A 6,401-nucleotide genomic window follows, 5' to 3' on the forward strand; every position below is an offset into this window, starting at 1 on the left:
AGCCTAGCGAAAGCTGGGTGAGGGGAGCCCCCCACCGCTCACCCCGCCGCGGCGGTTGCCGTCGTCGCGCGGGGGCGGGCGGTGGAATCGCGCAGGACCAGATTGGCTTCCAGCTCGGTCTTCATCGGCATGGAGCGGCCTTCGATGCGGCCCAGCAGATAGTCGGCGACGCGCTGGCCGATCTGTTCGACCGGGACATGCACGGTGGTCAGCGTCGGGTCGAGATGGCGCACGATCTCCAGATCGTCATAGCCGGCGACGGAAATATCCCTCGGCACTTTCAGCCCCATCGCGTGCAGCTCGAACAGCGCGCCGATGGCGAGCGCGTCGGCGGTGCCGCAGATCGCGGTCAGCTCCGGGTGGCGCTGCATCAGCGCCCGCGTGCCGCTGCGCCCGTCGGCGATGCGGTGCGGCACCTCGACGATGCGGCTTTCCGGCTGCTCGATCCCGTAGGATTTCAGGCAGGCCAGCATGCCCTTCAGGCGGGCGGAAATGCGGTCGTTCAGCCGCGTCGGGCTGGTGATAATGCCGACCTCGCGATGCCCCAGCTCCAGCAAATGGCGCATCAGCGCCCAGGCGCTGCGCTGGTTGTTGAAGCCGATGCAGGGATGCTCGTTATCGGCATCGTACTGGTAGGCGTTCACATAGGGGATGCCGCGCGCCGTCAGCAGCCGGTAAATCTGCGGATCGTGCTCCTGGCCGACAAGCTGGATGCCGTCGACGCCGCGCTCGATCAGCGAGCGCACCGCCTCCATTTCCTTCGAGGAATCGTACTGGGTGGTGGCGATCAGCAGCTGGTAGCCATATTCCTGCAGGCGCTGCTGCAATCGCTCCACGCCCGAGGCGAAGATGCCGATGCCGATGGTCGGCACCACGGAGCCAATGGAATAGGAACGGCGCGAGGCGAGCGCCCGGGCGGCCCCGTCGCGCACATAGCCCAGTTCCTCCATCGCCAGCGTCACCTGCTCGCGGATGCGCGCGCTGACCTTCTGGGGATGGTTGAGCACGCGGGAAACCGAGGCGGTCGAAACCCCGGCCCGCTTGGCGACGTCGCTGAGTTGCACCATAGATCGAGTAAGCGCTTTCTTTTCCAGTCGCGGTCGCGATTTAATCTACAAGATCGACATCACGCGCGCGACCGTCTTGTGCGGTGCCGCCGTTTTTCGTGCAATGCAGCATAGTATACGCGCATCGTAAATGACGATTTTCTACTATGCTTCCTTGACACTTTCGGAGGCGATACCCTACGCTGATCTGTAAGCGCTTACAGCTTGAGAAGCAATTTCAGGCTGGGGCGGGAGAGGCACAAACCGCCCGAAGAGGCGGTTGGAATGTGTACGGTCGCGTCGGCGTAGAACCACGCGAGACGGGATCATTAAAGGCCGTAGGGAGGAACCGAATGTTGAAAAGGAACGCGCTGAGGCGCGCCCTGACTTACCTGACAGTTAGTTGCGCGGTAGCCGCCGTATCGCTCGTGTCGCCTGCCCAGGCACAGGAGAAGGTGCTGAAGGTCGGCTATATGAAGAACGTCATCTTGGAAGCCAGTGTCGACATGATGGACACTTGGGCCAAGAAGAACGGGGTGAAGCTGGTGCGCATCCCGATGGCCTATTCGATCTTCCAGGAGAAGGTCACGGCCACGCTGACGTCCGGCAACGACCAGTTCGACGTGATCTGGCACAATGACGATTGGGGCCAGCTCTGGGCGAAGTGGATGGCCACCACCGACGATGTGAAGGGGATCGACCGGGTGGCGAAGTCGCCGCTCGACGCCTTCTATCGCGAGGACGGCAAGCTGACCGTGGTGCCGGCCGCCCATACCGTGGGCACCTTCTTCTACCGCACCGACCTGGTGAAGCCGGAGGAAGTGCCGACCACCTGGCAGGAAATGGTCGATATCGGCCAGCGCCTGCAGAAGGAAGGCAAGGTGAAGTGGGGCTATGTCGGCGGCATGGCCATGAATTCCACCTGGTTCTCGCTCTGGTGGACCATGTGGGGCAACAAGTGCGACATCTTCATGCCCCTGTGGGAGCGCGACAACAAGAAGCTGGCGGAAGCCGGCTGGAAGCCCGCCCTGACCGAACCCTGCACCAAGGAGTATGTGGAGTTCTGGTGGGACGCGATGAATAAGTGGAAAATCAGCCCCGAATCGATGACCGCTTATACCCGCGACGAAGCCAACGCCATCTTCATGGCGGGCGATGCGGCCTTCACGCTGATCGATTCCGTGCATTTCGGCGATTTCAACAATCCGAAGAAGTCGCGGATCGCCGGCAATGTCGCCATGGCGCCGCAGCCCAAGGGACCGCGCGGCGAGAAGCCCTTCGCCTGGAACGAAATCTGGGGCTGGGGCATCCCGAAGGGCGTGCCGGAAGATCGTCAGAAGCTGGCCAAGGAGATGCTTGGCGCGATGCTGAACGACATCGATGGCCAGGTGAAGATGTGGAACGAGACCGGTGGCCCGCCGCCGAGCCTGGACGCCTGGGCGCGCCTGGAGAAGGAGAGCAAGGACTTCGCCATGCTGAAGCATGCGGTGTTCGACCAGAATGTCGGCACGCATTCGGCCTATTACTTCCCGGCCTGGCCGGCGGTCCACAAGGCTTATTCCGACACCATGATCGGGGCCTTGAAGGGTAAGCGCGAGGATATTCCGAAGGCTCTCGAAGCCGGTATGGACCTCATCCACAAAGCCGCAAACTCAGGCCAGTAAACGACATGGCGACGGATCATCGATCCGCCGCGGGAACCCCGGGGCACGCCGCCCCGGGGGGACCGTCGGCGAAGTCTGCCGGCCTTGCCTCAGGCTGGTGGAAGCTGGACGAGAAAACCCGCTTCAGCCTGCTGTTGCTGGCGCCGTCCGGCATCATGCTTATCCTGTTCCAGATCGTGCCGATCCTGATCGGCGCCAATGCGAGCTTTCGCGACTGGTCGCTGTACGATCCGCAGCGCACCTGGGTGGGGTTGCAGCATTACCTGTACATCCTCACCGATCCCAATTTCCTGTATCTGGTGCTGCCCAACACGCTGCTGCTGATGTTCTGCTCGGTCAGCATCGGCCTGTGCCTGGGGCTGGCGCTGGCGCATCTGCTGAACCGCCATTTCATCGGGCACGCCCTGGTGCAGACGGTGATCCTGCTGCCGCTGATGGTGGCGCCGGTGATCGCCTCGATGATGATGCGCTGGATTTTCAACGACCAGTTCGGCGTGGTCGCGGCAGTGATGGACGCCCTGGGTTTCGGCTCCATCGCCTGGCTGTCGAATCGCTGGCCCAGCTTCGCCATCATCGTGTTCGCCGATGTCTGGCTGTGGACCCCCTGGTTCACCATCCTGCTGCTGGCCGGCCTGCGCAGCCTGCCGAAGGAGCCGTATGAGGCGGCCGCCATCGACGCCGCCAGCAAGTGGCGCGTCTTCACCCATGTGACGCTGCCGATGATGCGGCCGATCATGGCGGTGTGCATCGTCATCCGCTCGATCGATTGTTTCCGCACCTTCGACCAGGTGTGGGTCATCACCGGCGGCGGCCCGGCGCGGCAGACCGAGGTGTTCAGCATCTACGCCTATACCGAGGCCTTCGTGTATCTGAATTTCGCGCGCGGCACGGCCGCCGCCATCGTCGGCGCGGTCATCATCGGCGCGCTCGGCTGGGCGCTGTATAAAACCCTCAACCGTTTCATGGAGGTGTCGCGATGAGCGCCGCCACCGATACCGGCTATACGCCGCCGCGCAAGGGCAGCTTCCTGGACGCGCTGGCGCCGGGGGGCAAACGGGCCTTCCTGTTTCTGTGCGTGCTGGGCGTGCTGCTGCTCTTCGCGTTCCCGGTGTTCTGGCTGGTGCTGACCTCGCTGCGGCCGGCCTGGGGCGTCTATTACGTTCATCGCGGGCTGGAATTCACGCTGAGCAACTATGCCGAGGTGCTGGAGCAGGGGGTGGTGGTGAATGCCTTCATCAACAGCTTCGTCATCGCCACCCTGTCGACCTTCTTCTCGCTCGCCGTCACGGTGACCAGCGGCTACATGCTGTCGCGCTTCACCGGCAAGCTGGCGAACGCCTGGTTCGGCACGATCTACATCTTCCGCACCATCCCCTACATCACCTGGGTGCTGCCGCTGTATTTCGTGACCCAGTGGTGGGGCATCTTCGACACCTATCTCGGCCTGCTGCTGCCGCATATCGCGGTGCATATCTGCTTCTTCTCCTGGCTGATGAAGGGGTTCTTCGACGGCATCGACCCGTCGATGGAATCGGCGGCGCTGATCGACGGCTGCACCCGCTGGGGCGCTTTCGTGCGCGTGGCGCTGCCCTCGGCGCTGCCGGGCATCGCGGCCTTGAGCATCCTGTGCTGGCTGTGGACCTGGAACGAGTTCCTGTTCGCCCTGATCCTGACTAGCCACAACACGCCGATGATCACCGTGGTGATGGCGCAGTTCGTCAGCGAGCTGGGGACCGAGTGGAACCTGATGAGCGCCACCGCCGTGATGGCGATGGTGCCGGCGCTGATCGTCGCCATCTTCGGACAGAAATACGTCGTGCGCGGCCTGAAGGTCTGACGCGCCTTGCAAACACCGATTAAGCGGATACCGCAACATGGCTGAAGTGAAACTTACCCAGGTCAACAAGCGCTACGGCACTGTCCACGCCGTGCACGATGTCGACCTTACCGTGAATGACGAGGAATTCGTCGTGCTGGTCGGCCCGTCGGGCTGCGGCAAATCCACCACCCTGCGCATGGTCGCCGGGCTGGAGGAGATCAGCGGCGGCACCATCGAGATCGGCGGCCGGGTGGTCAACGACCTGCCGCCGCGCGACCGCGACATCGCGATGGTGTTCCAGAACTACGCGCTGTACCAGCACATGACCGTCTACGACAATCTGGCCTTCGGGCTGCGCAACCGGAAGGTGCCGGAGGAGACGATCCGCAAGGAGATCGACCGCGCCGCCACCATCCTCAGCATCCAGCCGCTGATGGGGCGCAAGCCCAAACAGCTGTCGGGCGGCCAGCAGCAGCGCGTGGCGCTGGGTCGCTGCATCGTGCGCAACCCGGCCGTGTTCCTGTTCGACGAGCCTTTGTCGAACCTGGACGCCAAGCTGCGCGTGCAGATGCGCACCGAGATCAAGGAGCTGCATCAGCGCCTGAAGACCACCACCATCTACGTCACCCACGACCAGGTGGAGGCGATGACGCTGGGCGACCGCATCGTCGTCATGAAGGACGGGCTGGTGCAGCAGATCGGCACGCCGTTGCAGCTTTACCGTACCCCGGCGAACCGGTTCGTCGCCGGCTTCCTGGGCTCGCCGGCGATGAATTTCGTGCCGGTCACGGTGGCGCAGGGCAAGGCGGGCGGGCTGGTGCTCAGCGGCTTCGGCCCCGATATCGCGATGCCCGAGGCGATGGCCTCCGCCCTGGCCGGCCAGGTCGGCCAGAGCGTGGTGATGGGCATGCGGCCCGAGCATCTGGTGCTGGGCGAGGAGAGCGGCGACCATGTCATCCGCCTGGATGGCACCATCGTGCTGACCGAGCAGCTGGGCGCGCAGCAGCTTGTCGAGGTCAAGATCGGCGACCATTCGGTGATGGCGGCCGGCGTCGACCCCGATCTGCATTTGCGCGGCGGTGAGGCCGGGCGCTTCTCCATCGCCATCGACCGCGTGCATCTGTTCGCCGCCGGCGACAATGGCGCGGTGCTGTGGTCGGCGGGCAGCGGCGGCGCCGCGGCACCGTTGCGTCACGTTTCCTGACAGCGGAGCGGATCATGAGCGATTTCTATGTGAAGCCCGGCGACGAGGTGCGCTTCTCCAAGACCGTGGGGGAGAGCGACGTCTATCTGTTTGCCGGCATCACTGGCGATCTGTCGGGCAATCATGTGAATGAGGAGTTCATGCGCAAGTCGAGCTACGGCAAGCGCATCGCCCATGGCGCGCTGATGGTGGGCTTCATGTCCACCGCCTCGACCATGATGATCGACCTGGCGGGCAGCACCGGCGGGCCGGAAACGGCGGTCTCGCTGGGCTATGACAAGATCCGCTTCTTGGCCCCGGTATTCATCGGCGACACCATCACGGTGGTCTACAAGATCGCCTCGGTGGATGCCGAGAAGCGGCGGTCGGCCTCGCAGATCGAGATCACCAACCAGAAGGGCGAGCTGGTCACGGTCGGCAGCCATATCCTGAAATGGGTCGCCAACGACGCCAAGGCGGCCGAGTGAGTCCCTCTTTGCTTTCCATGCGTGCTGCCCGCGCGTGAGGTCAGATCAATGCCTGCGGTTCTGTCTCATTATGCGCGCGGGAGAAGCCATGGAGTCTTGCTCCCCTCAGCCGATTCTCTCGTTCCGGCCGAGGGGAGCACTTTTCTTTCCGCGTCACGGATAGCCGCCACCCCCCTCCCTGACCCTCCCCCGCAAGGGGGG

Annotated in this window: 6 protein-coding genes; 5 read left to right on the top strand and 1 reads right to left on the bottom strand. The window is 63.8% G+C overall.

All coding sequences use genetic code 11. The annotated features are described in order from the left end of the window. Nucleotides 1-38 precede the first annotated feature (38 nt). Nucleotides 39-1,067: a LacI family DNA-binding transcriptional regulator gene (locus AUP43_RS05265; protein ID WP_067553508.1), complete on the bottom strand. Its 1,029-nt coding sequence runs from the start codon at nt 1,065-1,067 to the stop codon at nt 39-41. 332 nt (nt 1,068-1,399) lie between these two features. Here AUP43_RS05265 and AUP43_RS05270 point away from each other — a divergent pair, with 332 nt between their 5' ends. From AUP43_RS05270 to AUP43_RS05290, 5 genes are read left to right on the top strand one after another with little or no spacing between them, the layout of a single operon-like run. Beyond that, nucleotides 1,400-2,710 (top strand): ABC transporter substrate-binding protein, encoded by a 1,311-nt coding sequence (locus tag AUP43_RS05270; RefSeq protein ID WP_084462580.1) that lies wholly within the window; start codon nt 1,400-1,402, stop codon nt 2,708-2,710. Nucleotides 2,711-2,715: 5 nt separating this feature from the next. Beyond that, nucleotides 2,716-3,690: a carbohydrate ABC transporter permease gene (locus tag AUP43_RS05275; RefSeq protein ID WP_067553509.1), complete on the top strand. Its 975-nt coding sequence runs from the start codon at nt 2,716-2,718 to the stop codon at nt 3,688-3,690. After that, entirely contained in the window at nt 3,687-4,547 is an 861-nt protein-coding gene (locus tag AUP43_RS05280; RefSeq protein ID WP_067553510.1) for a carbohydrate ABC transporter permease, read from the top strand. The genes AUP43_RS05275 and AUP43_RS05280 overlap by 4 nt, the downstream gene beginning before the upstream one ends. A 37-nt stretch (nt 4,548-4,584) precedes the next feature. Further along, complete coding sequence (locus AUP43_RS05285) at nt 4,585-5,733, top strand: ABC transporter ATP-binding protein (RefSeq protein WP_067553511.1); 1,149 nt, start codon at nt 4,585-4,587, stop codon at nt 5,731-5,733. 14 nt (nt 5,734-5,747) lie between these two features. Beyond that, nucleotides 5,748-6,200, top strand: coding sequence for a MaoC/PaaZ C-terminal domain-containing protein (locus tag AUP43_RS05290; RefSeq protein WP_067553513.1), 453 nt, complete (start codon nt 5,748-5,750; stop codon nt 6,198-6,200). Nucleotides 6,201-6,401: the final 201 nt, after the last annotated feature.

The sequence above is a fragment of the Oceanibaculum pacificum genome, from assembly GCF_001618175.1.
Classification (GTDB): Bacteria; Pseudomonadota; Alphaproteobacteria; order Oceanibaculales; family Oceanibaculaceae; genus Oceanibaculum; species Oceanibaculum pacificum.

Coding starts and splice junctions, on each gene's coding strand:
- AUP43_RS05265 (WP_067553508.1), bottom strand. CDS start 1,067: ATGGTGCAACTCAGCGACGTCGCCAAGCGGGCCGGGGTTTCGACCGCC.
- AUP43_RS05270 (WP_084462580.1), top strand. CDS start 1,400: ATGTTGAAAAGGAACGCGCTGAGGCGCGCCCTGACTTACCTGACAGTT.
- AUP43_RS05275 (WP_067553509.1), top strand. CDS start 2,716: ATGGCGACGGATCATCGATCCGCCGCGGGAACCCCGGGGCACGCCGCC.
- AUP43_RS05280 (WP_067553510.1), top strand. CDS start 3,687: ATGAGCGCCGCCACCGATACCGGCTATACGCCGCCGCGCAAGGGCAGC.
- AUP43_RS05285 (WP_067553511.1), top strand. CDS start 4,585: ATGGCTGAAGTGAAACTTACCCAGGTCAACAAGCGCTACGGCACTGTC.
- AUP43_RS05290 (WP_067553513.1), top strand. CDS start 5,748: ATGAGCGATTTCTATGTGAAGCCCGGCGACGAGGTGCGCTTCTCCAAG.